22 protein-coding genes and 1 pseudogene are annotated in these 22,950 nt (G+C 69.8%); 10 read left to right on the plus strand and 13 right to left on the minus strand.

Annotated elements, in window-relative coordinates; genetic code table 11:
* Nucleotides 1-28 precede the first annotated feature (28 nt).
* From ACIBHX_RS20920 to ACIBHX_RS20930, 3 genes are read right to left on the minus strand one after another with little or no spacing between them, the layout of a single operon-like run.
* Complete coding sequence (locus tag ACIBHX_RS20920; RefSeq protein WP_397068807.1) at nt 29-1,078, minus strand: PDZ domain-containing protein; 1,050 nt, start codon at nt 1,076-1,078, stop codon at nt 29-31.
* A gap of 10 nt (nt 1,079-1,088) precedes the next feature.
* The gene (locus ACIBHX_RS20925; RefSeq protein WP_397068808.1) at nt 1,089-1,514 is read right to left on the minus strand and encodes a molybdenum cofactor biosynthesis protein MoaE; all 426 of its coding nucleotides are present in this window, start codon (nt 1,512-1,514) and stop codon (nt 1,089-1,091) included.
* A gap of 9 nt (nt 1,515-1,523) precedes the next feature.
* Nucleotides 1,524-2,597, minus strand: a complete 1,074-nt coding sequence (locus ACIBHX_RS20930) for an NAD-dependent epimerase/dehydratase family protein (RefSeq protein ID WP_397069234.1) — start codon at nt 2,595-2,597, stop codon at nt 1,524-1,526.
* Nucleotides 2,598-2,727: 130 nt separating this feature from the next.
* Here ACIBHX_RS20930 and ACIBHX_RS20935 point away from each other — a divergent pair, with 130 nt between their 5' ends.
* The 3 genes from ACIBHX_RS20935 to ACIBHX_RS20945 are packed head-to-tail and all read left to right on the plus strand — an operon-like array spanning nt 2,728 to nt 5,509.
* The gene (locus ACIBHX_RS20935; protein ID WP_397069235.1) at nt 2,728-3,927 is read left to right on the plus strand and encodes a zinc-dependent metalloprotease; all 1,200 of its coding nucleotides are present in this window, start codon (nt 2,728-2,730) and stop codon (nt 3,925-3,927) included.
* The gene (locus ACIBHX_RS20940; RefSeq protein ID WP_397068809.1) at nt 3,924-4,484 is read left to right on the plus strand and encodes an NUDIX hydrolase; all 561 of its coding nucleotides are present in this window, start codon (nt 3,924-3,926) and stop codon (nt 4,482-4,484) included. The genes ACIBHX_RS20935 and ACIBHX_RS20940 overlap by 4 nt, the downstream gene beginning before the upstream one ends.
* A 29-nt stretch (nt 4,485-4,513) precedes the next feature.
* A complete protein-coding gene (locus ACIBHX_RS20945) occupies nt 4,514-5,509 on the plus strand; it encodes an endonuclease/exonuclease/phosphatase family protein (protein WP_397068810.1) in 996 nt (331 codons plus the stop codon).
* Nucleotides 5,510-5,516: 7 nt separating this feature from the next.
* On the opposite strand, the gene ACIBHX_RS20950 is transcribed toward ACIBHX_RS20945, so the two are convergent.
* The 3 genes from ACIBHX_RS20950 to ACIBHX_RS20960 form a co-directional block, all read right to left on the minus strand.
* On the minus strand, nt 5,517-6,101 hold the full coding sequence (locus tag ACIBHX_RS20950) for a DUF2064 domain-containing protein (RefSeq protein ID WP_397068811.1): 585 nt from the start codon (nt 6,099-6,101) through the stop codon (nt 5,517-5,519).
* A complete protein-coding gene (locus ACIBHX_RS20955; RefSeq protein WP_397068812.1) occupies nt 6,098-6,529 on the minus strand; it encodes a M48 family metallopeptidase in 432 nt (143 codons plus the stop codon). Before ACIBHX_RS20955 ends, ACIBHX_RS20950 begins: the two co-directional genes overlap by 4 nt.
* Before the next feature lie 151 nt (nt 6,530-6,680).
* Nucleotides 6,681-7,463: an enoyl-CoA hydratase/isomerase family protein gene (locus tag ACIBHX_RS20960; RefSeq protein WP_397068813.1), complete on the minus strand. Its 783-nt coding sequence runs from the start codon at nt 7,461-7,463 to the stop codon at nt 6,681-6,683.
* 495 nt (nt 7,464-7,958) lie between these two features.
* Here ACIBHX_RS20960 and ACIBHX_RS20965 point away from each other — a divergent pair.
* The 3 genes and pseudogenes from ACIBHX_RS20965 to ACIBHX_RS20975 form a co-directional block, all read left to right on the plus strand.
* Nucleotides 7,959-8,093: pseudogene (locus ACIBHX_RS20965) on the plus strand (ThiF family adenylyltransferase); the annotation flags it as partial.
* A 792-nt stretch (nt 8,094-8,885) separates the two neighbouring features.
* On the plus strand, nt 8,886-9,320 hold the full coding sequence (locus tag ACIBHX_RS20970; protein WP_397069249.1) for a hypothetical protein: 435 nt from the start codon (nt 8,886-8,888) through the stop codon (nt 9,318-9,320).
* 44 nt (nt 9,321-9,364) lie between these two features.
* Nucleotides 9,365-10,705, plus strand: a complete 1,341-nt coding sequence (locus ACIBHX_RS20975) for an ABC1 kinase family protein (protein WP_397068814.1) — start codon at nt 9,365-9,367, stop codon at nt 10,703-10,705.
* Between the two features lie 596 nt (nt 10,706-11,301).
* Here ACIBHX_RS20975 and ACIBHX_RS20980 read toward each other — a convergent pair.
* The 5 genes from ACIBHX_RS20980 to ACIBHX_RS21000 form a co-directional block, all read right to left on the minus strand.
* Entirely contained in the window at nt 11,302-11,571 is a 270-nt protein-coding gene (locus tag ACIBHX_RS20980) for a WhiB family transcriptional regulator (RefSeq protein ID WP_397068815.1), read from the minus strand.
* Nucleotides 11,572-12,035: 464 nt separating this feature from the next.
* Entirely contained in the window at nt 12,036-12,920 is an 885-nt protein-coding gene (locus tag ACIBHX_RS20985) for an acyl-CoA thioesterase (RefSeq protein ID WP_397068816.1), read from the minus strand.
* An 877-nt stretch (nt 12,921-13,797) separates the two neighbouring features.
* Nucleotides 13,798-14,979 (minus strand): MFS transporter, encoded by a 1,182-nt coding sequence (locus ACIBHX_RS20990; protein WP_397068817.1) that lies wholly within the window; start codon nt 14,977-14,979, stop codon nt 13,798-13,800.
* 71 nt (nt 14,980-15,050) lie between these two features.
* Nucleotides 15,051-15,479 (minus strand): Rrf2 family transcriptional regulator, encoded by a 429-nt coding sequence (locus ACIBHX_RS20995; RefSeq protein WP_397068818.1) that lies wholly within the window; start codon nt 15,477-15,479, stop codon nt 15,051-15,053.
* A gap of 14 nt (nt 15,480-15,493) precedes the next feature.
* A complete protein-coding gene (locus tag ACIBHX_RS21000; RefSeq protein ID WP_397068819.1) occupies nt 15,494-17,536 on the minus strand; it encodes an ATP-dependent DNA helicase UvrD2 in 2,043 nt (680 codons plus the stop codon).
* A gap of 138 nt (nt 17,537-17,674) precedes the next feature.
* Here ACIBHX_RS21000 and ACIBHX_RS21005 point away from each other — a divergent pair, with 138 nt between their 5' ends.
* The gene (locus ACIBHX_RS21005) at nt 17,675-18,535 is read left to right on the plus strand and encodes an alpha/beta hydrolase (protein WP_397068820.1); all 861 of its coding nucleotides are present in this window, start codon (nt 17,675-17,677) and stop codon (nt 18,533-18,535) included.
* A 68-nt stretch (nt 18,536-18,603) separates the two neighbouring features.
* Nucleotides 18,604-18,855 (plus strand): mycoredoxin, encoded by a 252-nt coding sequence (locus ACIBHX_RS21010; protein ID WP_397068821.1) that lies wholly within the window; start codon nt 18,604-18,606, stop codon nt 18,853-18,855.
* A gap of 92 nt (nt 18,856-18,947) precedes the next feature.
* Here the strand turns inward: ACIBHX_RS21010 and ACIBHX_RS21015 are convergent, their stop codons facing one another.
* Together ACIBHX_RS21015 and nudC are read right to left on the minus strand one after the other, a co-directional pair.
* Nucleotides 18,948-19,253 carry a hypothetical protein gene (locus tag ACIBHX_RS21015; RefSeq protein ID WP_397068822.1) on the minus strand — a complete coding sequence of 102 codons (306 nt, stop codon included), beginning with the start codon at nt 19,251-19,253 and terminating at the stop codon, nt 18,948-18,950.
* A 56-nt stretch (nt 19,254-19,309) separates the two neighbouring features.
* A complete protein-coding gene (nudC, locus tag ACIBHX_RS21020; protein ID WP_397068823.1) occupies nt 19,310-20,284 on the minus strand; it encodes an NAD(+) diphosphatase in 975 nt (324 codons plus the stop codon).
* A 144-nt stretch (nt 20,285-20,428) separates the two neighbouring features.
* On the opposite strand from nudC, the gene ACIBHX_RS21025 reads away from it, so the two are divergent.
* Nucleotides 20,429-21,565, plus strand: coding sequence for an acetyl-CoA carboxylase biotin carboxylase subunit family protein (locus tag ACIBHX_RS21025; RefSeq protein WP_397068824.1), 1,137 nt, complete (start codon nt 20,429-20,431; stop codon nt 21,563-21,565).
* Nucleotides 21,562-22,950 (plus strand): IucA/IucC family protein, encoded by a 1,389-nt coding sequence (locus ACIBHX_RS21030; protein WP_397068825.1) that lies wholly within the window; start codon nt 21,562-21,564, stop codon nt 22,948-22,950. The genes ACIBHX_RS21025 and ACIBHX_RS21030 overlap by 4 nt, the downstream gene beginning before the upstream one ends.

Genomic DNA, 22,950 nt, shown 5'->3' on the forward strand with positions numbered 1-22,950 from the left:
GATTAACGCTCGGCAAGCCCACGAAGTTTCAGCCCGCCGCGCAGGTGGGCAGGTTGCCCCGGCCGGCCCGCAGCGAATCGAGCGCCTGGACGGCTTCGTGCATCGTCTGGATCCTCACCAGGCGCAGCCCGTCGGGCACGGCCTTGGCCGCTTCCGCGCAGTTGTCGGTCGGGGTGAGGAACACCGTGGCGCCGGACTTGCGGGCGCCGACCATCTTCTGCGCGATGCCGCCGATGGGCCCCACCTCGCCCGTGGAGTCGATGGTGCCGGTGCCGGCGATGTCCTTGCCGCCGGTGAGCTGGCCGGGCGTGAGTTTGTCGTAGATGCCGAGCGAGAACATCAGGCCCGCGGACGGACCGCCGACGTCGCCGACGTTGATGTCGACGGTGAACGGGAACTTGTATCTGGCCTGCATGACGACGCCGACGACGGCGTTGCCCTTGGCGCCCTGGACGGTCTGCACGGTGACGTCGGCCTTCTGGCCTGAGCCGCGGCTGACGCTGAAGGTCACGTTGTCGCCGGGCTTGTGCGCCTGGACCACCCCGCTGACGGTGTCGACGCCGGTGACGGGCTTGCCGTCGACCGCCTCGATCTCGTCGCCCTTGCGCAGCTTGCCGTCGGCCGGCTTGCCCTTCTCGGTGGACAGTACGGACACCACGGTGCGGTAGGGGATCTTCAGCTCGTTGAGCGCGGCGGCCGTGGCGGAGTCCTGGGAGTTGGCCATCTCGACCGTGTTCTCCTCCTCGACCTCCTTGGCGGAGGTGGAGGGCGGGAAGATCGTCTCCTCGGGCACGACCGCGACGGTCGGGTCGATCCAGCCGCGCAGCGCGGTGAGCAGATCGATGCGGGCGCTCGGGCCGCCCTGATAGGCGACGGTGACCAGGCTCAGCGCCCCTGACGTGGGGTAGGTCTGGTGCCCGCTGATGGAGATGACGTCCTTCTTGTCGACCTGGCCGATGGTGTTCTCCGTCGGGCCAGGGCTCAGCACGACGTACGGCACGGGCAGGAAGGCGCCGACGACTCCCAGAGTGAGCACCAGAAAGCCCGCCACCAGCAGGGTCAAGGCACGTCGTGACATGGGGATGAGCTTATTCGCAGGCACCGACCCATTCGGCCGACCCGTCTACGAAGACTTGATGCTTCCAGATCGGGACATCGGCCTTGAGGTCGTCGATCAGTCGCCTCGAGGCGCGGAAGGCCTCGTCGCGGTGCGGCGCGGCCACGGCGACGATCACCGCGATGTCGCCGAGTTCCAGGTCGCCGGTCCGGTGGACGGCCGCGAGCGCTGTGACGGGGCAGTCGGCGGCCACCTTCTCGGCCACCTTGCGCAGCTCGTCCAGCGCGCTGGGGTGGGCCGAGTACGACAGCCGGGTGACCGGCTTGCCATGGTCCTGCTCCCGCACCGTGCCCACGAAGAGCGTGGTGCCTCCCGCCGCGTGATCACCCACGGCGGCGAGCACCTCGTCCACGGAGAGCGAGGTGTCGCGTATGGCCAACAACCGGATGACGTCCACGTAAGCAGCTTAGCCGCGTCTCTTCTTGCGCACCTGGCGCACGATGGCAGCGGTGCCGATGACGGCGACCGTGGCGCCGGCCGCGGTGAGGGTGGCCTCCTTGACCGGCAGCCGCCTGCCGACCACGGTGGTGCGGTTCTCTCGCAGCTCGAGCAGCTGCTCCAGGGCGGCCTCGTTGGTCCACACCGGCTTCCAGCCCGCCTCGCGCAGCGCCGCGCAGTCGACCACCCACGGATACACCACGTAGTGCAGGTCGGTCGCCGGGGCTGGGGTGATGCCCAGCCGGTGGAGCCGCTGCGCCGTACCGAAGGTCAGGCCCGCGGGCAGCTCGAAACGGCGGATGCCCGACAGCTCCTCGACCTGCTCCTGCTCCAGCCAGCCGTCGGAGCCGACGGCGACGATGCCGCTGATGCCGCCGCGCGCGGCCACTTCCAGGGCGGACACCAGGTCGTCGATGTGGCAGAACTGCCAGCGCGGCGTGCAGCCCTTGACGGTCAGCAGGCGGGGCGACTCGAAGTGACGGGTGATCACGGTGTCGACGCCGGGCCCGACCACGGCCGCGGGGCGCAACACGGTGATCTCGAGGCCGGGATGGCTGCGCAGCGACCTGCGGACCAGCGCCTCGATCTCCAGGTGGTCGCCCACGATGCCGGTGTCGGGCTCGGCCGCCACGGCGGCGTCCTCGGGCAGCGGCACCTCGTTGTCGGGGGCCGCGCCGTACACCATCGCGCTGGTGACGAGCACCACACGCCGGACCCGGGCGGCGGCGCTGGCTGTCAGCACGGTCTGGGCCGCGCGCAGGTTGTAGGCGCGCCGCTCGGCGGGGTCGGAGTCGATCGCGTAGTCACCCGCCAGATGGACGAGGACGTCGATGTCGGAGATCCGGTTCGCCAAGAGCGGATCCCGCACGTCGATGACCCGCCAGGTGGCTTCCTGAACATCGCCGCGCTGCTCGTCGATGGCCACCACCCTGCGGAAATCCGCGGCGGATGCGAGCCTGGAGAGCAGCTCGCGGCCTATGCCGGAGGCCGCCCCCGTAACGGCTACTACGGGTTGGCGCGGGCGTTTCGAGGTAGGCACCAGGTCCTCACTTTGCACTGATCCGCTGTAGGACGACTAACGTGGCGGATGTGGACTCCTCCATCCTGCACGAGGTAGAGCGGTGACTGACCAGCCAGGTCGCGAAAACGACCCAAACGAGAACCCGTTCGCCATGTTCGGCAACCCTGAGCAGATGGCTCAGGCGATGCGCCAGTTCGCCGACATGCTGTCGGCCCCTCAGGGTTCCGGCCCTGTCAACTGGGACATGGCCAAGAACATCGCCCGGCACGCCGTGGTCGCCGACGGCGATCCCAGCGTGATGGAGGGCGAACGCCGGCAGATCGTGGACGCGCTCAACCTGGCGGACCTGTGGCTGAACGAGGCGACGGAGCTGCCGAGCGGCGTGTCGAATCCACAGGCCTGGAGCCGGTCTGAGTGGATCGAGAACACGGTCCCCGTCTGGCAGCAGCTGTGCGAGCCGATCGCCGAGCGCATGGTCGAGACCATGGGCGGCGCGCTAGGCGGTGCCGGCCTGCCGTCCGAGGCCCAGCAGATGGCCGGGCCGCTGATGGGCATGCTGAAGCAGATGGGCGGCATGATGGTCGGCCAGCAGATCGGGCAGGCGCTCGGCTCGCTGGCGCGCGAGGTGATCGGCACGACCGACATCGGCCTCCCCCTGTCGGACAGGACCGCGCTGCTGCCTGGCGGGATCGCCTCCTTCAGCGACGGCCTCGAGCTGCCCGCCGACGAGATCCGGCTGTACCTGGCGCTGCGCGAGGCGGCGCACCACCGGCTCTTCAAGCACGTGCCGTGGCTGCGCTCCAGCCTGCTCGGCGCTGTCGAGGAGTACGCCAAGGGCATAACCGTGGACACCTCCGCGCTCGAGGAGCAGATCCGCGAGCTCGACATCAACGACCCGCAGGCGCTGCAGGAGGCTCTGAGCGGCGGCGGTGCGCTGCTCAAGCCGGAGGAGACGGAGCGGCAGAAGGCCGCGCTGGCCCGCCTGGAGACGCTGCTCGCCCTGGTCGAGGGCTGGGTCGCGACGGTCGTCGACGACGCCGCCGAGGGCAAGCTGCCCTCCGCCAACGCTCTGGCTGAGACGGTACGGCGGCGCCGCGCCACCGGCGGTCCCGCGGAGCTGACCTTCGGGACGCTGGTCGGCCTGGAGCTCCGTCCCCGCCGGTTGCGCGAGGCGGCGGCGCTGTGGGACGCGCTGAAGGAGGGCCGCGGGGTCGACGGGCGCGACGGCGTGTGGGGTCACCCTGACCTGATGCCGACGGCCGAGGACCTCGACGATCCGGAGGCGTTCGTGCGCGGCGAGGCGGCCTGGGACATCTCACAGCTGGACCAGAAGCCCGAGTCCGACGAGTGAGCCTGCATGACGATGCGGTGAGCGTCCTTTCGGAGTGGACCGCGCCAACCCCTGCCGAGGCTGCGCTCCGCCTGGAGTTCTTGGGGTTTCTGGATGCGCACGACGATGCGATGCTGCGCTCCTGCGTGCCCGGGCATCTGACGGCGACCACGGCGGTGTTGTCGCACGATGGGTCGCAGGTGCTGCTCACGCTGCATCCCAAGGCGGGGATGTGGCTGCCGATGGGCGGGCACTGCGAGGAGTCGGATCTTTCGCTCGCCCAAGCGGCTCTTCGCGAAGCTTCCGAGGAATCCGGAATTTCGGGATTGCAGCTGCTTCGTGGGCCCTTGGCGCTCGATCGGCATTCTGTGTGGTGTCATCCCCCTCAGTGCTGGCACTTCGACGTGGAGTACGCGGCCGTCGCCCCTGCTGGCGCTTCGGAGGTGATCAGCTCCGAGTCGCTCGACCTTCGGTGGTTTCCGGTGGACGAGATCCCCGAGCTGTCCGACGAGGCGACGCGGCGACTCACCCGACGCGGCCGGGACGCTCTTATCTCAGGTTCATCATTGCTTGGCTAGAGTCCATTGCGTCGTTCCAAGGGGGGCATGTGGACATCTCGGCCGAGCGGCCCGTCGGCGGCGCCATCGTGACAGCCGCGCGCAAGCGCAGGAAATTCACCGGGACCACGCTGACGTGGCTGGCGGTGACGCCGTTCGCGGCCTGGGCCGTGGCTCGGCTGGCGGGGCTGGAGCGGGGGTCGGTGGCCACGCAGCTGATGACGGCCACGCCGTACGCCGCGGCAGGGTCCCTGCTCCCTCTCCTGATCGCGGCGGCCGGGCGGAAGAAGGCGGCCTCCGTGGTGGCGCTGCTGACCTCGACGGCACTCGGGTTCAGTGTGCTGCCCCGGGCGCTCGGCAGCGCGGACGCCACGACCGGGCGGCCCTTCCGGGTACTGACGATCAACATGCTCTTCGGGCGGGCGGACGCGCAGACGATCGTGGATCTGGTGCGGCGCTACAACCCCGACGTGCTCAGCACGCAGGAACTGACTCCCGGCGCGGTCGACAACCTGGACGCGGCGGGGCTGAAGGATCTGATGCCGCACCGGGTGCTCGAGGCTGAGTGGGATGCCGGGGGCAGCGGGCTGTTCTCCAGGCATCCGGTGGAGGCGCTGCCGGATCTCGTGCCGCCGGTCGGGCACAAGATGCCGTCGGCGATGGTGTCGCTGCCCGGTGGGAAGCCGATCGAGTTCGTCGACGTGCACCCGTATCCGCCGCTCGGGCCCCAGGTGGTGAACTGGACCGAGGCGCTGGAGGCGCTGCCCTCGGCCTCGTCCGACACGATCCGGGTGCTGGCCGGGGACTTCAACGCCACGCTTGATCACGCGTCGATGCGGCAGCTGGTGGGGCGCGGCTACAAGGACGCGGCCGACGAGGTCGGCGCGGGCCTGATCCCCACCTGGCCGGCGAACAAGCGGATCCCGCCGATCATCACGATCGACCACGTGCTGGTGGATCAGCGGATCGGCGTCAAGGAGGTCAACGTCCTCGACGTCCCCCAGACGGACCACCGCGCGGTCTTCGCCGTCCTCACCGTCCCCTGACCCGGGCTCAGTGGGCGGTGATCAGGGCCCGGGTGTTCTCCCAGCCCTCGAGGCCGTGATCGAGGCGGGCGACGTCCTCCTGGGTGCGCAGGCGATGCCAGCCGGGTCCGGTGGCGACCATGCGGCGGCCCGGGGCCTGGGCTCTGAGCGTGGCCACGATGTCGGGATCGTCGAGGTCGGGGTCGGCCCAGGCGGGCATCGGGAGGCCGCACGCCAGCGCGACGGCCCCGCCGTCCTCGCTGGGACAGACCGTGATCTGGGCCCGCCCGAGCTCGCGGAACAGCTTGCCGATCAGCAGCGGCGGCAGATCGGGCGCGTCGGCGTTGATCACGACGGCGTGGTCGCCCTTGAGGCGCCCCATGACGCTCTTCAGCGGCTCGTCCTCCGCGATCGTGATGATCTCCGTACCCGGCCAGACGAGGTCGTCGAGACCTGGGACGCTGGTCACCAGCACCGGAGTGACGAGCTCGAGGTCGGCGACCATCTCGTAGGTGTCCTCCGCGATGGCCTCGAGGAACGCGCGCGGGTCGGTGCCCGCCGGAGCGGCGTGCGCCATGGCCTGCCGTACCAGGACCGCGGCGATTCGGGTCAACACTCCTCCGGGGCCGTGTGCGCGGCGGCGGAGAATCCTTCGAGGAAGCCGCGCGCCCGCTCCGCCTTGGGATACTGTTCTACGAGCGCCCAGAACCTGGGGCCGTGACTGGGCACGAGCAGGTGCACCAGCTCATGGATGATCACGTAGTTGATCACCCACTCCGGCAGGCCCTTGAGGCGGGTCGAGATCCTGATCGTGCCGTTTTCCGGCGTACACGAGCCCCATCGATGTTGCTGGTTGTCCACCCAGCGGACGCTCGCGGGTTCGGGTTTGCCGTCCAGATATTTGGCTGAGAGCTCTCTGGCTCGTTCGAGAAGGCCTTCGTCGGTGGGTCTCCTGCGACGCTCCTTGGCCGCGAGGCGATCGAGCATCCGGCTCACCCATTCATCGGCGTCTTCTCCGCTCAGCCAGGCGGGCAGGAGCACGATCGTCTTGTCGCCGTCGCGGTAAGCGGAGACCGTACGCCGGCGACGAGAACTTCGACGGACCTCGACTGTCTCGGGGGGCACATATGCACGTTAGCCGACGCTGACGGAATTCCACAGGGGGTGGACACCGTTTTCGCTGGTCAGATGATTAAGAGCCGGTGAATTTGGGCAGCCGCCTTTCCCGATGGGCGCGCAGGCCTTCGAGCATGTCCGCCGAGGTCATCGTCACAGGTTGAGCCAGAGATTCCCAGCGCAGCGCGGCTTCCAGGTCATGGTGCTCCTGGTGCAGAGCGACCTTCGTGAGCCTCGTGGCAATCGGTGCATTCTTCGCGATGGAGGCGGCGATGGCGTCAACCTCCCGCAAAAGGTCATTCTTTGGGAAAGATTGGTTTACCAATCCTTTATCTGCCGCTTCGTCACCAAGGATTGTGCGCCCGGTGAGGAGCAGTTCGCGCGCCAGGCCGACGCCCGCCCTGCTGGGGATCAAATAGGTGGCGGCCATCCCAGGATGCAGGCCGAGCGCGGTGAACGGCGCCCGGAGCCTGGCGTCGTCGGCGGCGTAGACGAGGTCGCAGGCCAGCGCGACGCAGAGCCCCGCGCCGATGGCCGGGCCGTTGACGGCGGCGATCGTCGGCACCTCGAGCCTGGTGATCGACAGCCACGTTCTGTAGAAGGCGAGCATCCGGTCGCGAAGTGCTGGTACGTCCTCCAGCCCGCGCTCCTCGATCCACGACAGATCGCCGCCGGAGGAGAACGCGCTGCCCGCTCCGGTGACGATCACGCAGCGCACGCTCCTGTCCTGCGACAGGGCGGCCATCGTGTCGCGCCATTCCGCTGTCATGGCGTCGGTCATGGCATTGCGCAGATCCGGGCGGTTGAGGGTGATGAGGACGGTGCCGTCGGGCCGGGAGGTGACCAGGAGCTCGCTCATGCCGGAGACCTTAACCCTTGTACGGCGGGCCGCCACCTCGGCCGTCCACAGGCTCGGCTTTCGCGCGAAGTTATCCACAGGCCGGGAAAACCCGACTCACGATCTTGAACTCCCGTGGAAATCTTGCCCGCCATGAGGCCACGTGTGAAACCCGCCCTGCGCCGCATCCCTCGTGGCGAGAGGACTCTACAGTTCGGCGTGCACCCGCGCCGGGCGGTCGTGCTCACCGATCTCACGCCCGCCGCGCGGCGCTGGATCGACGGGCTCGACGGCACGCGCGAGCTCCCGCAGGTCCTGCGCGAGGCCGCCGCGGCGGGTCTCGACGAGAGTGCCGCCCGTGGCCTTCTGGAAGAGCTGATGAGGCGGGGCGTGGTGCACGACGCGGCCACTCCTCTCGGTTCGCTCGCCGGCCTGGCGCTGCCCGAGCGCGATCGCTTCCTGCCCGACCTGGCCGCGCTCGACCTGGCCTCTCGCGGGCCGGAGGGCGGGCTCGGGATGCTGGCGCTCAGGAGATGTGCCCGGGTCCGGGTCTACGGGGCGGGACGGGTCGGGGCCCAGGTGGTGACGCTGCTCGCCGCCTCCGGGGTCGGCGACGTGCGGGTGTTCGACCCCGATCCGGTGCGGCCGCGTGATCTCGTGCCCGGCGGGCTGACCTGGGCCGAGCTCGGCCTGAGCCGACAGGAGGGCGCGGTCTCCGCGGCACTTCGCGCCGTCCGCTGCCCCCACGCCACCGCTCCCGGCGCCGAAGGCCCACCTGGCCTGGAGACCTCTACCTGTGCGGGACTCGCGCAGCCGCCAGCAGTCCCCTCCGGGGTCGGACGCCTGGCCGGAAACTCGCTGGGTCGTCTGGGAAGCTCACCACTGACGGCGCCTGTCCGCGAGGCAGGACGGGTCCGCAGCGATGGGCGCGCGACCCAGATCGCACGTCCATCGAGCGACGTCCACACCCCGCAGCCCGCGAGTCTTCCTGGTGACGAGCGCACCCGACAGACCGCAGGTCTTCCTGGCGACGGGCGCACGCCACAGACCGCAGGTCTTCCTGGCGACGGGCGCACGCCACAGACCGCAGGTCTTCCTGATGACGGGCGCACCCCGCAGAGCCCGGGTCTTCCTCGTGACGGGCGCACCCCGCAGAGCGCGGGTCTTCCTCGTGACGGGCGCGCGCCGCAGACAGCAGGTCCTCCTGGCGATGGGGGGACACAGCGTGCGACGTCGGGCTCGCCCAGTGGGGGACGCACACCGCCACCAGTGGCTTCCTCCCGGGATAGACGGGCGGAGGTTGAGCGTGAGCGTGGGTCCGGTGGTAAGCGGAAACGGCGGGGGGAAGCGGCTTCGGAAGGGGCTGAGGGGATTGGGGTGCAGGCGGGTGGGCCGTATCTGGGTGATGGGGCGCAGCGGCCCGATCTGGTGATCCTGGCGCCCGTGGGGCCGCTCGACGGCGTGCTGGTGAACGAGCTGACCACGCTCAGGATCCCGCACCTCCTGGCGTCCGCCTTCGAGGGATACGGTTCGGTCGGCCCGATGGTGCTGCCGGGGCTGACGGCATGCCTGCACTGCCTCGACCTGACCCGGCGCGACCGCGATCCCGACTGGCCGCTGGTGACCGCTCGGCTCGGCGGATACCCGGCGGGCGAGATCGCCTGCGACTCGGCGCTGGCGACCGCCGTCGCGGCGTGCGTGACCGGCCACGCGCTTGCTTACCTCGACGGTAAGGACCCGGTTGTGACCAACGGCACACTGGACGTCTTGCCTGATTGGCAGTGGAAACGCCGGTCATGGGCAATGCACGAGCAATGTCGTTGTATGCGAAACGACTTTGATTCGCTAAGAATGGTCAAGGCAGGCTCATGTGCCTGACAGGTTTTCGAAGGGGGGAAGCGGACGAGGTTCCGCGCTTGGATGTGAGCGATCTTCCACGCCGCGCCGTGACGCGCTCCGCAAAGCTGGCCACCCTCCCGCTCGGATTCGCCGGTCGCGCCGCGCTCGGGCTCGGCAAGCGGATCGGGGGCAAGTCCGCCGAGATCGTCGCCCAGGAGTTCCAGCAGCGGACCGCCGAGCAGATCTTCAAGGTGCTGGGCGAGCTCAAGGGCGGGGCGATGAAGCTCGGCCAGGCGCTGTCCATCTTCGAGGCCGCGCTGCCACCGGAGATCGCCGGACCCTACCGTGCCACGCTCACCAAGTTGCAGGAGTCGGCCCCGCCGCTGCCGGCGGCCACCGTACACAAGGTCCTGACCGAGCAGCTGGGTGACGACTGGCGGGAGAACTTCCGCTCCTTCGATGACAAACCGACCGCGGCGGCCTCGATCGGGCAGGTGCACCGGGCGGTGTGGCACGACGGTCGCGACGTGGCGGTCAAGATCCAGTATCCGGGAGCGGGCAAGGCGCTGCTTGGCGACTTCGCGCAGATGGCCCGCCTGAGCAAGCTCTTCGGCGTGATGCTGCCGGGGCTCGACATCAAGTCGCTGCTGGCGGAGTTGCGCGAGCGGATCGCGGAGGAGCTCGACTACCTGCGCGAAGCCGAGGCGCAGCACGCCTTCGCCCAGGAGTTCCACGGCGATCCCGACTTCCGCGTCCCCGACGTGATCGCCGCCAACGAGATGGTGCTCGTCAGCGAGTGGATGGACGGCACGCCGCTGTCGCGCATCATCTCCGACGGCACCAAGGAGCAGCGCGACCACGCCGGGCTGCTGTTCGTCCGGTTCCTGTTCTGCGCGCCCGCCCGGGTCGGCATGCTCCACGCCGACCCTCACCCGGGCAACTTCCGCGTCCTGGACGACGGTCGGCTCGGCGTGCTCGACTTCGGCGCGGTCAACCGCCTCCCCGGCGGCTACCCGAAGGTGTTCGGGCAGCTCACCAGGATCTTCAACCAGGGCGACATGGAGACCGTTGTGACCGGGCTGCGCCAGGAGGGCTTCATCCTGCCCAACATCGAGGTGGACGTCGACGCGTTGCGCGCCTTCCTGGCTCCCTACGTCGAGCCCACGGCGGTCGAGGAGTTCACCTTCAGCCGCGAATGGCTGCAGGCGCAGGCCGCCAGTGTCGCCGACTTCCGTCCCACGAACGTGGTCCGCCAGCTCAACCTGCCCGTCTCCTACGTCCTCATCCACCGCGTACACGCGGCCGGCGTCGGCGTCCTCTGCCAGCTCGGCACCACGGCCCGCTTCCGCGACGAGGTCATCCGCTGGGTCCCCGGCTTCGCCGACGACTCCGACCCCAACGCCGAACCCATCCCCGTCCCCTAACCCCTTCCCCCTTTCTCCGCCCCCTGTACGTTTCTCCGCTCTCCGCCCCCTGTACGTTTCTCCGCTCTCCGCCCCCTGTACGGCAAGCCCCCACCGCCAACCACCGCACGGGACCAGCGCCCTCCCTGGAGACGCCCGCCACCCGGATGCCAAGCCACTACGACGCCCTCTTAATCGGGCACCTGGCACAGGCCGCACCACGGACCAAGTGACAGGCCGCACCACGGACCGAGCGACAGGCCGCACCACGGACCGAGTGACAGGCCGTGCCTGGGGAATGGGGGTGGGCGTCCGAGGGGAAAGGGAAAGCCGGGCGCTGGTGGCGCCCGGCTTTGGGGTCCCCCTGTTAGGGAGGGGGACGTAGGGTTAGGCCTCCTGGGTTAGGGCCCGGCGGAGTTTGGCGTGGGCTCGCTCTACGCTCCGCCGCGCGCGCTGTACGCGCTTGATGCGGGCGGCGAGCCGGTGCTCCGCGGCCTCCCGATGGAGGGTTTGTATTCGGTCGTTTACCAGATCTTGGTAGATATACGGCATCGTCAGGTTCCCAGTAGGAATGATGCTCATCGGTGTGTCTGCTTTCTGCGAGTAGAACTGGGTTGTCAGGCAGCGACCGGGTGTTTCCGCGGACGGCCGCGGGGCCGCTTGCGAGGAACGATCGTTCCCCGGAGGATCAGCTCGCCACCCCAGACGCCCCACGGCTCCTCGCGCTCGAGCGCGCGGGCCAGGCAGGCCTTCTGGATGGGGCAGCTGGTGCAGAGCGCCTTCGCGAACTCGACGTCCTCGGGCGACTCCGCGAACCAGAGGTCGGGGTCGGTACGACAGGGGATCTTGGCTTCGTCGATCAGGTCCATGATCGAATTCGCCCCCATCAGGGTCTCCTTTTGGTCGGTCTTGGTGGGGCACCTCGAGGTGGTCGGGGAAACACGGACAAACAAAGAGGCCGCGGATCCGATTTGTGGATCCGCGGCCTGGGGGCTGCTCTTCTGCCGGTCAGGTTATGACCGGAGCATCCCTCCAGGGCTGCGGACCACACAGTCCACTCTTGGTGATCTGCTGGGTCGGCACTTCAGCGCCTGCACGAAAGACGGGAACGCCCGCGCGAGCGTGGGCGTAGAACGGCTCCCGGCTCAGGGCAGACTTCTGCTGCCGCAACTTGGCTGGCCCATCGGCGAGCCTCGCGGCGTTACGGCATGCGGACGCGAGCCACTGCATGGCCGACATGTTGATGCTGATCACCAGGACTCACCTCCGCTCACTTGATCGTCGGACAGGACCGTCCGACTCGCTTGACCATGACCCTAAACCGCAAAGCCCGGGACGGGCAACACATTTTCTACCTGCGATTTTGTGACTTCTTCACGCGGATCATGGCCTCCTGGACGACGGAGACGACGAGGTCACCGGACGCGGTGAACATCTGACCGCGTGCCAGGCCGCGCGCTCCTCCCGACCAGGGGGACTCCTGAGCATAGAGCAGCCAGTCGTCGGCCCTGAACGGCCGGTGGAACCACATCGCGTGGTCGAGCGATGCGCCCATGACGTCCGAAGCGCCCCAGGCCATCCCGTGCGCCAGCAGTATCGTGTCCACCAGCGTGAAGTCGGAGGCGTAGGCGGCCAGCACGATGTGCAGCAGCGGATCGTCGGGCAGTTCGGCGTCGTAGCGGAACCAGACGTTCGTCTCCGCGCTGCGCAGCGCCGGGTCGCGATACGCCTCCCAGGTCAGCGGCGAGGCGTAGCGGGCGTCGACCGGACGCGGCTTCGACAGCCAGTCGCGGTACTCGGGCGCGTCACCCACCAGCTCGAACATCTTGTCCTGGAACGCCGGCAGCGTCGCGGGGTCGGGCACCTCCGGCATCCGCGCGGCCTGGTGCTCGACGCCCTCCTCGATCACGTGGAACGAGGCGGACATCGTGAAGATCGCCTTGCCGTGCTGGACCGCCACGACCCGCCGCGTGGTGAACGACCTGCCGTCGCGCACCCGCTCGACGTTGTAGACGATTGGGATGGACGGGTCGCCGGGGCGGATGAAGTAAGCGTGCAGCGAGTGCACGTGCCGATCGGACGGCACGGTCCGCCCGGCCGCGACCAGGGCCTGCGCGGCCACCTGGCCACCGAAGACCCGCTGGATCCGCTCCTCAGGGCTCCGCCCGCGGAAGATGTCGAGCTCGATCTGTTCCAGATCGAGCAGGTCCAGCAGCTCCTTCAACGCCTCATTCACAGACCCAAGTCTGGCGCAGCGCCACCCTCCACATCCAATCGGGTTCTGATCCTTCGTGTACTCCTCGCCCGCCAGGGACCTTTCGCACGGCAGCCCGCCGACACTTGCCCTTCCTGACCCTTCGTACGGCAAGCCCCACAACCGCCACCCGCCGCACGGGGCTGGGCTCTGTCCAGGGAGACGCTACGGATAGCAGGACGTGGCCGGCCGCCGCTACGACCCCTCGGAAGAACCGGAACCCACGTCCCCGGGACCCGAACCCGACACCACGAAGGCAAGAACCGGAACCCGGGATCCCCGGAGCGGCGAAGCGCAGACCGTCCTGGGGCGTTGACGAGGCGCGGCCCCGTCCAGGCGGGCGAGAGGCAATCCGAACCCCCCGGTCCAGGCAGCGACTGTCGAGGAACACGAGCACCCGAGTCGGATGCGAAGTGGCGAGACCAGGTGCCGGAGCGAGGAGGGAGACGAGCGAAGGTCCGGGATGTCGGGAGCGGCCGATTAGCGGTCGCGTAGACCGGAGCCGAACGCGGGAGTCAGGCTCGGCCTCGCCGGTGAGAGGTGAGTGCGGGGCGCGGGACATGCGGGCGTTGGGCCCGGAGCCGGGGTCCCGGCACAGGGCGTGGACATGCGGCGTTGGAGCCAGAGCCGGGGGTCTTGGCGCAACGCGTGGAACATGCGGGCGTCGGGGCCAGAGCGGGCGCCCAGCGCAGGGCGCGAGACATGCGGGCGTTGGAGCCAGAGCCGGGGATCCCGGCGCAACGCGTGGAACATGCGGGTGTCGGTGCCAGAGCGGGCGCCCGGCGCAGGGCGGGGGCATGCGGGCGTGGGGCCCGGAGCCGAGGCCGGGCGCGGGAGGCGGGGGCTCGGAGGGGTGGGGTTAGGTGTGGGCGGGGGTGGGTGGGGAGGTGGGGGTGCGGTGGCGGATCAGGGTGTTGGCGGATTCGGCTGCTGCCAAGGCCAGGGCGATCAGGACGGCGCCGAACGGGCCGAGGAGGTAGGGGCCCACCCACGCGACACCAAGAGCGCCGACCGCGCCCGCCGCTGATACGCCGACGTAGACCGAGGACGATGCGAGGCCGGTGAGCATGGGGGCGGCGGCCGGCCGTACCGAGAGGAGGCGGTGTGTCTGCGGCGCGATGGCGCCCCACCCCGCCAGGCCCCAGATCACCAGGGCGAGGGCGGCCGTGACGACGTTGGCGCTGGTCCAGGGCAGGAGGGCGAAGTCGATCGCGGCCATGGCGATGGCGGTGTTGATGACGCGGCGGCTGCCGAGGCGGTCGATCAGCGGGCCGGAGACGAGCGTTCCCACAGTGGCGGACGTGCCCCAGATGAACAGCAGCAGGGCCAGGGTGGTGCCGCTGCCGTGGGTGGCGCGGGCGAAGCTGAGGCTGATGTAGGAGTAGACGGTGAACAGGCCGGTGTAGAGCAGCAGGCTGGTCAGCAGCGTGACCGCGATGCGAGGATCGGCCACGGGTGCCAGGCGCTGCCGCAGGCCGACGGGCTCGGACCCGGGCACGGCGGGCAGCAGCCAGGCGACTCCGATCATGCCGATCACGCTGAGGACCACGATCAGCAGCAGCGTCGCCCGCCAGCTGCCGGTCAGGCTGGCGACGGCGGTGCCGATGGGCGCGCCGAGGGCGGTGGCCGCGCTGAGGCCGGTCATCACCACGGCGATGGCGCGTCCGCGCTTCTCCGGTGGGGCGAGCACGGCGCCCGTGCCGGTGGCCGTCGGGCTGATCAGAGCGCCGCCGAGTCCGGCCACGACCCGCCCCGCCAGCACGAGGCCGAAGACCGGCAGGAACGCGGTGGCCAGGTTGCCCAGGGTGAAGACGGTCAGGCCGAGCAGCAGCACCCGTTTACGGGGCCAGCTGCCGGTGAGCGCGGCCATGACGGGCGACAGGATCGCGTACGCCAGGGCGTAGGCGGTGATCAGCTGCCCGGCGATCGTCACGCTGACGCCCAGCGAGGTGGCCATCTCGGGCAGGATCCCGGCGATGACGAAACTGTCGGTGCCCACGGCGAACACACCGAGGGCGAGCACGATCAAGGGACGATACACGAAACGCTCCTGTCGTAACTAAAATGGTTACATCAAAGATCGCGGAAAACACAGAGAAGACGCGGGGAAGGTCAGATGAGCGTGTCCTTCAGGACGTCGGCGATCGAGGTGGTGGCCAGTTCCGCGTGCAGGGCCGTGGCGACCCTGCCGTAGGTCTGTTTGAGCACCGGCTGGATGCCGTTGCCGACGGGGCAGGTCGGGTTGGGCGGAGTGGCGTGCAGGTCGAAGAGCGGGGCGTCCTCGACCGCGTCGTACACCGCCGCCAGGTCGATCGCCGCGGGATCACGGGCTAGGAGCCAGCCCGCGCCGTGGCCGCGCTGCGACACGACCAGGCCGGCCTCGCGGAGCCGGCCCAGGATGCGGCGGATGACGACCGGGTTGGTGTTGACGCTGCCCGCGATCTCATCGGAGGTCATCACCCTGCCCTGGCGCCTGGGCTGCACCAGCGCCATCCACGCGAGGGCGTGGATGGCCACGGTAAACCGGCTGTTCGCACTCATTGTAACTAAAGCTATTACGACTGAACGTCGCGACACAAGGCCAGCACGGCCTCGCCGTACTTCTCGAGCTTGACGCGGCCGATGCCGGCGATCGACAGCAGCTGCTGCTCGGTGGTGGGCATGCGCTCGGCGATGGCCTGCAGGGTGACGTCGGTGAAGATCACGTACGGCGGGACCTTGGCCTCCTTGGCCGTGCCCGTCCGCCACGACTTCAGGCTCTCGAGCAGCGCCTCGTCATAGTCGGCGGGGCAGGTGGCGCAGCGGCCCAGCTTCTGCTCGGCGGCGCGCACCAGGGTCTTGGCGCAGATCCGGCAGCTGACCGGGGCGGCGACCTGGTTGCGCTCCGCGACGGGAGTGCTGCGGAGCCGGGCCGCGGGACGGCCGGTGAGCCCGTCGAGGAAGCGGGACGGGCGGCGCGACCTGCGCCCGCCGGGGGCACGCGAGAGCGCCCACGACAGCGTCAGGTGCCGGCGGGCACGGGTGATGCCGACGTAGAGCAGCCGCCGCTCCTCCTCCAACTGCTCCGGCGTCTCGGCGTAGATGATCGGGAGCATGCCGTCGGTGAGGCCGACGAGGAAGACCGCGTCCCACTCCAGGCCCTTGGCGGAGTGCAGGCTGGCCAGCGTGACGCCCTCGACGGGCGGCGCGTGCTGCTCGGCGGCCCGGCGCTCGAGCTCGGCGACGTATCCGGAGATGTCCGCGCCCTCGGCCGCCATGTCCTCGGCCAGGTCGGCCAGGGCCTTCAGCGACTCCCACTTCTCCCTGGCCTTGCCGCCGCCGGGAGGCGACGGGGTGAGGCCGATCCCGGACAGGATGTCGTGGACCTCGTGCGCCATCGGCGCGCCGGACTCGGACCTGGCGGCGCCACGCACGAGGACGACGGCCTGCCGTACCTCGGGGCGCTCGAAGAAGCGCTCGGCGCCGCGCACCACGTACGGGATATCGGCCTTGGTCAGGGCCTCCTCGTAGGCCTCCGACTGGGAGTTGGTGCGGAAGAGGATGGCGATCTCCCGGGAGTCCACCCCGCTGTCGAGCAGTTTCCTGATCTGCCGGGCCGCTCCGGCCGCCTCGGCGGGTTCGTCGTCGTAGTCGCAGAACGCCGGCTTGGGACCGTCGTCGCGCTGGGCGATGAGCTCGAGCCGGTGCGGCGAACGGGACTTGGCGATGACCAGGTTGGCCAGGTCGACCACCTGCGGGGTCGAGCGGTAGTCGCGCACCAGCTTGATCACCGCGGCGTTGGGGTACTCGACCGAGAAGCCCGTCAGGTAGCGCGGCGTGGCGCCGGTGAAGGAGTAGATCGTCTGGTTGGGGTCGCCGACCACGCACAGATCGTCGCGACCGCCGAGCCAGGTGTCGAGCAGCAGCTTCTGCAGCGGGTTGACGTCCTGGTACTCGTCGACGACGAAGTAGCGGTACTGCTGGCGGACCTGCGCGGCGACCTCCTGGTGCTCGGTCATCACCGCGGCGGTGAGCTCCAGGATGGTCTCGAAGTCGATCAGGTGGCGCTCGCGGCGGATCCGCTCGTAGGCCTCGTAGAGCCGGGCGACCTCGTCGGCCGGGATCGGCGGAGTCCTGGACGACTTGGCCGCGGCGGTCACGTAGTCTTCCGGGCCGATCTGGGTGACCTTGGCCCACTCGATCTCGGCGGCCACGTCCCGCATCTCGGACCGGTCCGGATTTTTCCGGACGCTGCGGTAGGCCTCGCCGAGGACCGGCAGCTTCGACTCGATCACCGAGGGCGCCTCGCCGCCGATCACCCGCGGCCAGAAGTAGGTGAGCTGCCGCAGCGCCGCCGCGTGGAACGTGCGGGCCTGCACACCGGGCGCGCCCAGCGCCCGCAGCCGCTGGCGCAGCTCCCCCGCGGCCCGTGTGGTGAACGTCACTGCCAGCACGCTGGAAGGCTCGACGGCGCCCGTGCGCACGGCGTGCGCGATCCGGTGGGTGATCGCCCTGGTCTTGCCCGTGCCGGCGCCCGCGAGCACGCAGACGGGCCCGCGCACCGCCTCGGCCACCTCGCGCTGCTCCGGGTCGAGCCCGGCCAGGACATCGCTGTTCACCCGTTCATCCTCCCAGCCGGTGGCGGTGGAAGGTGCCATTGTTCACCACCATCAAGGTGCAAAGTGACGGTCATGTCCTCCACAATGGGGCCCGACAATGTGCTTGGGGAAAGGGGAGCCGTGCGCACTGCGGTTTCCGTGAGCGCTCTCGTGCTCGCTTGTATCGCGCTCACACCCGCGGCAGCGCAGGCCGCCAAGGAGCCCACGCCCGTCCCTCTCGGGATCGGCGGGCTCGAGGGTGAGACCGTCTCCTACGGTTCGAGCCGCCGACAGGATCTCGACGTCTGGTGGACCGCCGACGGGTCCAAGCACCCGGGCGTCTTCGTCATCCACGGCGGCTGGTGGGCCGGCGGCGACAAGAGGTCCATGACTGACATCGCCCGCAGCTACGCCGACCTCGGCTACACGGTCTTCAACGTCAACTACCGCCTGTCCGGCGATGCGGCCTGGCCCGCGCAGCGCACCGACGCGCTGGCGGCCATCGCGCTGGCCCGCAAGCACGCCGAGCGCTGGTCCTTCGACCCCGACAACTACGTGGTGGTGGGCTTCTCCGCGGGCGGGCACCTGGCGGCCGCCGTGGGCACGTACGGCGACGGCCAGCCCGGGCTCAAGGGCGTCGTGGGGCTCTCGCCTGTCATCTCGCCGCTGCAGGCCTACGCCGACGGGCTGAACGCCGCCGATCCCGAGAAGCGCAAGCTCCGTACCGCAGCGATCAAGCTGGCCGGCGGGTGCGAGCCGAAGGGCAAGTGCTCGCGGGTGTGGGCCAGCATGGAAGTGGCCTGGCACGCCAGCCGCAAGGACGCGCCGATGCTGTCGGTGCACTCGCAGGACGAGTTCGTGCCGCCCGCCCAGAGCCGCCTGCTCAAGGAGATGCTGGGACAGGTCGGCGTGCCTGTGACGATCGTCACCTCGCCCGGCATCGAGCACAGCACCGCCCTGTACAAGGAGCCCGGCGTGGCTGAGCGAGTGCAAAAGTGGATCGCCGATCGCGTGGGTTAGGAATGACGAAGAGGCCTCACGTGTTGCACGGAGCGCCTGTTCTCCTGACCTTGGAGGGATTCCCTGACATGGCGCTCACGATTTACAGCACGACCTGGTGCGGCCCGTGCAAGCGACTGAAGTCGCAGCTGGCCCGGGAAGGCATCAGCTTCGACGTGATCGACATCGAGCGTGACCCCGACGCGGCCGCGTTCGTGATGAGCGTCAACAACGGCAACCAGACCGTGCCGACGGTGGTCATCGACACCCCCAACGGGCGGGTCGTGCGGACCAACCCGTCGGTGATGGAGGTCAAGACCCTCCTGGAAAGCGCCGCCTGAGACGCCATCGAGCCCCCCGCCTGATAGGCCGAGGACTCGATGGCTACCATCTCAACGAGGACCTGGGTGGTATCAGCACTCAGGTCCTCCCGTCAGTGGACGTGATTGTCGATCTTCTGCTCCAGCCGGGCGATGTCGCCCTTGAGGCTGCTCTCGACAGCGGCCAGTTCCGTGCGTACGCCGGCGAGTTCCGTGCGGAGCCCGGTTTCGACCGACATGATGTCACCCTTGAGCTCGACCACCGCATTGGTGATCGCACCCGTGACGGCATCGATGATGCGCCTCTCAGAGGCCCTGATCTTGTCGTCCATCCGCACCTCGGTTGCGGCGAACTGGATGGCCAGCTTCTGGCGCTCAAGGTCCAGGACTTCCTGGATGTGTTCCTCATTCATGGCCATGATTCTAGCCTCTCGTTACCGAAGGTGTCTTCGAATATACGCTGAGCTACCGTGGCCTACCAGTCGCCCGCCAAGGGGCCCCCGTACCAGGTCTCGATGAGGCGGCGGGCGATGGAGACCGGCGGCGGGAGCCGTACCTCTCCCGACTGGATGGCCTGCAGGAGCTCGTCGCGGGTGAACCACCTGGCCTCGGCGATCTCCTCGGCGTCCGGCGTCAGCGTGGTCGTCACGGCGTCGGCGAAGAAGCCGAGCATGAGGCTGCGCGGGAACGGCCAGGGCTGGCTGCCCAGGTAGCGCGGGTGGACGACGGTGACGCCGACCTCCTCGGCTACCTCGCGCACGACCGCGTGCTCCAGCGACTCCCCCGGCTCGACGAACCCGGCCAGCACCGACAGCCGGCCCTCCGGCCACTGCGGGCCACGGGCCAGCAGGCAGCGGTCGTCGGCGTCGCGCACCATCATGATCACCGCGGGGTCGACGCGCGGGAAGTGCTGGCTCTCGTCGCGCGGGCAGACCCTGATGTGGCCGCCCGCCTCGACCCTGGTGCGCGTGCCGCAGCGCGGGCAGTACTCGTGTGAGGAGTGCCAGGCCTCCAGCGCCACCGCGTAGACCAGCAGCCCGGCGTCGCGGTCGCCGAGCAGGCCGCCCACCTGGCGCAGCCCGGCCGCGACGACTTCGCCCTCCGGCGTGTCGCGCAGGCTGAGCGGGATCGTGACTCGGCCGTTGGCCTCCGGGCCCGGCACGCCCGGCAGCGGCGCGGCGACCGCGAAGTAGGCCACCCCGCCCTCGACACCCAGCAGGTAGCGCTCGCCCTCGGGCGCCTCGGCAGTGGCGAACAGCACGGCGTGAACCTCGTCGCCGTCGCGCCGCACGAGCGTGCGCCCATCGTCGATCACCAGCACCTGGCTGGCTGGATCGTGCCAGGCGCGCTCCAGCCATGCGCCGTCTCCACGCAACGCCGAGGACCTGTCTATGGTGCCTCGTGCGAGAAGCAGCGGTCCGATCAGTTGCTCTTCCGCGCTCGTCTCCACAGGCCCCATCCTTCCCAGTCCCATGTCATCCTATGACCCCGCCGTTAGCGACCGGTTACGCAGTACCGGCAGCGAGGTGATCGTCCAAGGGCTAGGATCTGGCGAGTTAGGTAAGCCTTACCTAGTCTCGGAGGTGTCACGCCGTTGCGGCTCTACCTGACCGCGCTCAAGCCGACCGACTCGGTGACCCACGGGTTCCTGCCCGCCGCCCGGGCGCTGGGCTGCCAGGTGACGTTCCTCACCGACCGGCCGGAGCAGCACCCGGACGCGGTGGCCTGCGACGTGCGCGACCCGCGCGCGGTGATCGACGCGATCGCCCACCTGGGCAGGCCCGACGCGATCTTCTCCAACTCCGACCACATCCAGGCCGAGACCGCACTGGCCGCCGCCTACTTCGGCCTGCCGGGTAAGGACTGGCGCGCCTGCGTCGCGGCCAAGAACAAGGCGCTCATGCGCCGCGAGCTGGCCCTGGCCGGCGTCGAACAGGTCCGCTCGGTACGACTGGCCCCGGACGACCCGGTGCCGGAACGCGTGCCGTACCCGGTGGTGGTCAAGCCGCGCGAGGGGGTGGCCAGCGAGGACGTGATGCTGGTCGAGCGGGATCTGGCGCGGGCGGTCGAGCTGATCAGGAGGCGGCGGCCCGGCGAGGCGCTGGTCGTGGAGGAGTACCTGGAGGGGCCGCTGCGGACGCTGGAGACGCTGGGGGACGCGGACGGGGTCCGGGTGCTCGGCGGGTTCCGCACGACGCTGGGGGCGCCGCCGTACTTCGTGGAGGAGCGGCTGGACTGGGCGCCCGACGGGCCCTTCGAGCACGTGCTGCGGGCGCTGGGCGCGCTCGGGGTCGGGTTCGGGGCGTGTCACACCGAGTTCGTGGAGACCGCCGACGGGCCGCGGATCATCGAGGTGAACTACCGCGTGATCGGGGACCACTGCGACTTCCTGCTGGCCGAGCTGCTCGGGGTGCCGCTGTTCGAGTGGATCCTGCGGGTGCATCTCGGGGAGCCGGTGCCCGGCCTTCCCCAGACGTCGGGATACGGGAGTGCGGTGAGCCTGGTCGCCGATCGGGCGGGCACGATCCTGGCGGCGCCGGAGAGCGTGGAGCTGGACGTCGAGGGCGTCCGGCTCTGGCACAGGCCCCTGCGGTCCGTGGGCGAGGTGGTCGAGCTGACCCACACCAACCGTGACTATCTGGGCGTGGTGCGGGCCGTCGGGCCGGACAGGGCGCGGGTGGACGGCGCCGTGGAGTCCTTCCTGGCCGCGCGGCCATGGGTCGTCGGGTGAGCGGGCGGGAGGGGTATCTGGCCGCTCGGGTGCTGAACGCGCTGCTGCGCGAGGACTACGGGCGGCTGTCGTCGCGGGTCAGGCGCGACCGCGAGGGCGTGTCGGTGACGCTGGCCGGCGGGCGGTTGGTCAGGCTCGTGCCAGGGGTGCTGTTCCAGGACTTCGTGGTGGCCTCCTTCGAGCGGCTGCGCCTGGGCGAGGTGCTCGACACCCTGCGCGCGGTGGCCGATCCGGGTGACGAGGTGGAGGCGTTCACCCTGGAGTGCGCCGCGGCGCTGGCCGGGCTGGAGCTGCACGACCGCCACCGGGATGAGGTGCTGGCCAGGAATCCGTCGCCCGAGGCGCTGGCCGCCTTCCATGACCACCCGATCTATCCGACATCTCGGGCACGGGTGGGGATGTCGATACAGGATCTTCCGGCCTACGCGCCGGAGTTCTATCCGTCCTTCCAGCTGCGATGGGCGAAAGTGCCCGGGTTCGCCGAGGAGTTCCCCGTCCACCCGCTGACCGTCGCCGAGGTGCGGAAGATCGACGGTGTCGTCCTGTCGGACGAGCCGCGCGTGAGCGTGCGGCCCACGCTGTCGATGCGGACCGTGGAGCTCGACCCGCGCACGCATCTCAAGCTGCCCCTGCCGATCAGCACGCTCGGCGTCCGCAACAGGCGCTCCATCAAGCCGGGCACGCTGGAGGACGGCGCCAGGGCCGAGCTGCTGCTGCGCGACCTGGCCGATCCCGACGTGCTGATAGCCGACGAGCAGACCTACGCGCACTCCGGCCACGAGTACCTGGCCTGGATGACGCGCCGGCTGCCCGAGGGCGAGATCGTGCCGGTGGCCGGGCTGTCCGATCGGCGGCTCCTGCCCGCCTACCTGCGCATCCTGTTCGTGTGGAACGTCCGGCTCTTCGTCCGCTACGGCGTCGCGCTGGAGGCGCACCAGCAGAACCTGTCGCTGGTCCTGGCCGACGGCCTGAAGCTGCTGGTCAAGGACAACGACGGCCTGCTGGCCTCGCCCACCAGGCTGCGCGCGGCCGGGATCGAGGTGCCGACCTTCTCCGACGAGCGGATGCTGACCGACGACCCGCACGCGCTGGCCGACGTGTTCGTGACGATCACACTGCACCTGGCCGCGGCCGCGGTGGCCTTCCGGCTGCTGCCGCACGAGCGGGCGGCCGCCCTGCTGCGTGACACGCTCGCCGCCGCGCTCGACGAGTACGGCGACGACCCCATGGCCAGGCTGCTGCGCGCCAGGACGCTGGAGGCGGCCCGGCTCACCGGCAAATCCATGATCACCGCGGGGACCCTGGTTCCCAAGGAGCGCACCGGCGCCCGCGACGTCAACAAGTACTACGGCACCAGCGGCCCCAACTACCTGAGGAGAGCTTGA

Origin of the sequence: Nonomuraea sp. NPDC050536, from assembly GCF_044457685.1 — a bacterium.
Taxonomy (GTDB): domain Bacteria; phylum Actinomycetota; class Actinomycetes; order Streptosporangiales; family Streptosporangiaceae; genus Nonomuraea.

Coding starts and splice junctions, on each gene's coding strand:
- ACIBHX_RS20920 (WP_397068807.1), bottom strand. CDS start 1,078: ATGTCACGACGTGCCTTGACCCTGCTGGTGGCGGGCTTTCTGGTGCTC.
- ACIBHX_RS20935 (WP_397069235.1), top strand. CDS start 2,728: ATGTTCGGCAACCCTGAGCAGATGGCTCAGGCGATGCGCCAGTTCGCC.
- ACIBHX_RS20960 (WP_397068813.1), bottom strand. CDS start 7,463: ATGAGCGAGCTCCTGGTCACCTCCCGGCCCGACGGCACCGTCCTCATC.
- ACIBHX_RS20980 (WP_397068815.1), bottom strand. CDS start 11,571: ATGGGGGCGAATTCGATCATGGACCTGATCGACGAAGCCAAGATCCCC.
- ACIBHX_RS20995 (WP_397068818.1), bottom strand. CDS start 15,479: ATGAGTGCGAACAGCCGGTTTACCGTGGCCATCCACGCCCTCGCGTGG.
- ACIBHX_RS21010 (WP_397068821.1), top strand. CDS start 18,604: ATGGCGCTCACGATTTACAGCACGACCTGGTGCGGCCCGTGCAAGCGA.
- ACIBHX_RS21015 (WP_397068822.1), bottom strand. CDS start 19,253: ATGGCCATGAATGAGGAACACATCCAGGAAGTCCTGGACCTTGAGCGC.